This window comes from Pseudomonas kuykendallii, from assembly GCF_900106975.1.
Lineage (GTDB): Bacteria > Pseudomonadota > Gammaproteobacteria > Pseudomonadales > Pseudomonadaceae > Pseudomonas_O > Pseudomonas_O kuykendallii.
This window is the reverse complement of record NZ_FNNU01000015.1, coordinates 1-3,130: the sequence shown is the minus strand read 5'-3', so window position 1 is coordinate 3,130 and position 3,130 is coordinate 1. Positions and strand designations below refer to the sequence as shown.

At 58.2% G+C, this 3,130-nt stretch carries 4 protein-coding genes and 3 tRNA genes; all 7 read left to right on the top strand.

The window, feature by feature from the left end; genetic code table 11:
* Positions 1-114: 114 nt before the first annotated feature.
* On the top strand, positions 115-1,074 hold the full coding sequence (gene birA / locus BLV15_RS21785) for a bifunctional biotin--[acetyl-CoA-carboxylase] ligase/biotin operon repressor BirA (RefSeq protein ID WP_090231816.1): 960 nt from the start codon (positions 115-117) through the stop codon (positions 1,072-1,074).
* On the top strand, positions 1,064-1,810 hold the full coding sequence (locus BLV15_RS21780) for a pantothenate kinase (protein ID WP_090231815.1): 747 nt from the start codon (positions 1,064-1,066) through the stop codon (positions 1,808-1,810). Before birA ends, BLV15_RS21780 begins: the two co-directional genes overlap by 11 nt.
* A gap of 9 nt (positions 1,811-1,819) precedes the next feature.
* Positions 1,820-2,506 (top strand): SPOR domain-containing protein, encoded by a 687-nt coding sequence (locus BLV15_RS21775; RefSeq protein ID WP_090231814.1) that lies wholly within the window; start codon positions 1,820-1,822, stop codon positions 2,504-2,506.
* A gap of 145 nt (positions 2,507-2,651) precedes the next feature.
* Positions 2,652-2,736: transfer RNA gene (locus tag BLV15_RS21770), tRNA-Tyr, on the top strand.
* 25 nt (positions 2,737-2,761) lie between these two features.
* Positions 2,762-2,835, top strand: a tRNA-Gly gene (locus BLV15_RS21765).
* Positions 2,836-2,862: 27 nt separating this feature from the next.
* A tRNA-Thr gene (locus BLV15_RS21760) sits at positions 2,863-2,938 on the top strand.
* Between the two features lie 88 nt (positions 2,939-3,026).
* Positions 3,027-3,130, top strand: a 104-nt coding sequence (locus tag BLV15_RS21755) for a GTP-binding protein (protein WP_043238044.1), incomplete at its 3' end; no start/stop codon positions are given.

Here is a 3,130-nt window from a genome sequence, read left to right as displayed (position 1 = left end):
TCGGGTTGGGGGTTTGGCTTTTGGGGCCCAGAAAACACTCATCCAGTTGGTGCTTCGCCTAGGCAATCTTGTAGTGCGTGGATATGATGCCGGCCTCATTCTGAGGCACAGATCATGTTTTCTTTGCTGCAACTTCTTAAGGACGGTCAATTCCATTCGGGGCAAGCGCTCGGTGTGCGGCTGGGTGTCTCTCGCAGTGCGATCTGGAAGCAGCTGCAGGCCCTTGAGCGACAGCTGGAGCTGGATATCCACAAGGTGCGCGGCAAGGGTTATCGCCTAGCCGATTCGTTGAATCTGCTGGATGCCGAAGAAATAGCTCCTCAGGGGAGTGTTCCTTGGGCCGTCCAGGTCCGTGAAGTCATCGACTCCACGAATGCCGAAGCGCTGCGTCTGCTGCAGGCCGGCAAGCTAGCCCCTTTTCTGGTTCTCGCTGAGCAGCAGACCGCCGGGCGTGGTCGGCGTGGGCGCCAGTGGGTGAGTCCGCTGGCCCAGAATCTCTACATGAGCCTCGTTGTAAGAATCGGCGGTGGGGCGCGTCAGCTTGAGGGCCTGAGCCTCGTGGTGGGGTTATCAGTGCTAAGTGCTTTGCGTGCCATGGGGTTGCGAGAGGCTGGACTGAAGTGGCCCAACGACGTTCTGGTCGGCCGCAAGAAGGTTGCCGGAATACTGCTTGAGCTGGTCGGAGACCCCGCAGACGTGTGTCACGTTGTCATAGGCATCGGCATCAATGTGAACATGCGGGAAATGGCTGAAGGAATCGATCAGCCTTGGACTTCGATTCGCTTAGAGCTTGGGCATGCCATCGACCGGAACTGTTTGGCCAGGTCGCTAAGCGAGCACCTTCGCGATGATCTTGCTCGTCACGAGACGGACGGCTTCGCAGCCTTCAGAGCCAAGTGGGAAGGGGCGCACCTCTGGCAGGGGCGCACGGTTGAATTGGCTTCTGGTGTGCAGGTCGTGCGTGGTGAGGTGCTGGGCATTAGTGAGGCCGGTGCCTTGCGTCTTCTGGTTGACGGTAGCGAGCGCCAGTACAGCGGCGGCGAGCTGAGTTTGAGGCTGAGCGATGATTCTTGAGTTGGATTGCGGCAACAGCCTGATCAAGTGGCGTGTGATCGACGCGGAGGGTGTCCGTGTCGGAGGGGGCGTCGCTAGCTCCGATGAAAGCCTGATTGGCGAACTCCGGGGCATGTCACGTCTGTCGTTGCGCGCCTGCCGGTTGGTGAGCGTTCGTAGCGATGAGGAAACCCGGGCGTTGATGGCGCGTCTCAAGGACGAATTTTCCATTGATACCGAGTCCGCGAAGCCAGCCCAAGAGTTGGCTGGTGTGCGCAATGGCTATGAAGACTATTCACGCCTTGGGCTGGATCGCTGGCTCGCAGTGGTCGGGGCCTTTCATCTGGCTGGCAAGGCCTGCCTGGTCATCGATCTCGGTACGGCCATCACCTCCGACTTTGTCGCCGCCGATGGCCAGCATCTTGGAGGTTTTATCTGCCCTGGCATGCCGTTGATGCGCAACCAGCTGAGGACCCACACTCGGCGAATCCGCTATGACGACCAGCAGGCCGAGGAGGCCCTTCGTGACATGTCTCCCGGTCGTTCTACCGTGGAGGCGGTGGAGCGCGGTTGCCTGATGATGCTGCAGGGATTCGTCAAGGGTCAGGTGGCAATCGCTGAAGAATATTGTGGCCCTGAATTCGAGGTCTTTTTGACAGGGGGAGATGCTGGTTTGATGAGGGGTGTACATCCTCACGTAAGGATCGATCCGGATCTTATCTTCATCGGCCTCGCTATCGCGTGCCCTTTGCCCTGAGAGACTCCGATGCGCTGGCTATTTCTGTTGTTGCTCATGCTCAACCTCTTTTACTACGTGTGGCACCAACAGCAGGCGCCCCTGCGTGTAAAGGAGGTGGCTCCTCTTTCGTTGTACCGGAGTGCCGAGGACAACATTCGCCTGTTGAGCGAGTCGGGGAGTGTGCCGGCGATCCAGGGGCGTCCCGCTCCTGTCGCGCCGAGCAGCCAGGTGGATGATGTGTGTCTCTTCCTGGGAGGTTATGCCGGAGAGGCCGATATCCAGCCGCTCGAGCAGCGGTTGAAGGGGGTGGATGTCTCGGCCCAGGTGCAGGCGCGCGATGCCGAAGGGGCCGTCGACTACTGGGTGTATCTGCCTCCACTGGCATCGCGCCAGGCGTCCTTCCGGCAACTGAAGGAGTTGCAATCGAGGCATATCGACAGCTACCTGATTGGCGAAGGTGATCTGGCCGATGGTATTTCCCTGGGGATGTTCCCGCGTCAGGAGCTGGCCGACGCCCTAGTGCGGCGCCTGAACGAGGCGGGCTACGAGCCGCAGGTGCGTGAGCTGCCACGTGCCTATCGGAGCTTCTGGCTTCGGGTGGATGATTCCAGTCGGCGCCTTCTGGATGATGCCTTGCTGGCGCGGCTGTCTACCGATTTTCCCGGGATGCGCCATCAGCTAATGCCCTGCAAAGACGTTGCATCACCGCGCTAGTTTGCATAGAATGGCGCCCGCTTCGCAGGCAGGGTTTTACGAAAGTCTTCTGCGGCGCGGCTGTCGATGAAGCTAAGCTCAAGTTTTTTAATGAGAAATGCTTGACAGCTGGGTGGCATATGATGAAAATGCCGCCTCCAAATTTGGAGGGATTCCCGAGCGGCCAAAGGGATCAGACTGTAAATCTGACGTCTACGACTTCGAAGGTTCGAATCCTTCTCCCTCCACCAGATTAAAGCGTGAGCTACGGGCTCCGCGGGTATAGTTCAGTGGTAGAACCTCAGCCTTCCAAGCTGATGATGCGGGTTCGATTCCCGCTACCCGCTCCAGGTTTGTTGGTTTATGCGAAACGTTTCGCTCATGTAGCTCAGCTGGTAGAGCACACCCTTGGTAAGGGTGAGGTCAGCGGTTCGATTCCGCTCATGAGCTCCAATACTTCAAAGGCAGATATGCAAATATCTGCCTTTGTTCTAATGGGCGTGGCGTGACTTGCTCAATACATTGATGGGAGACGGTCTCGATGGCTAAAGAAAAATTCGAACGTAACAAACCGCACGTCAACGTCGGCACCATCGGTCACGTCGACCATGGCAAGACCACGCTGACAGCTGCTCTGACCAAAGT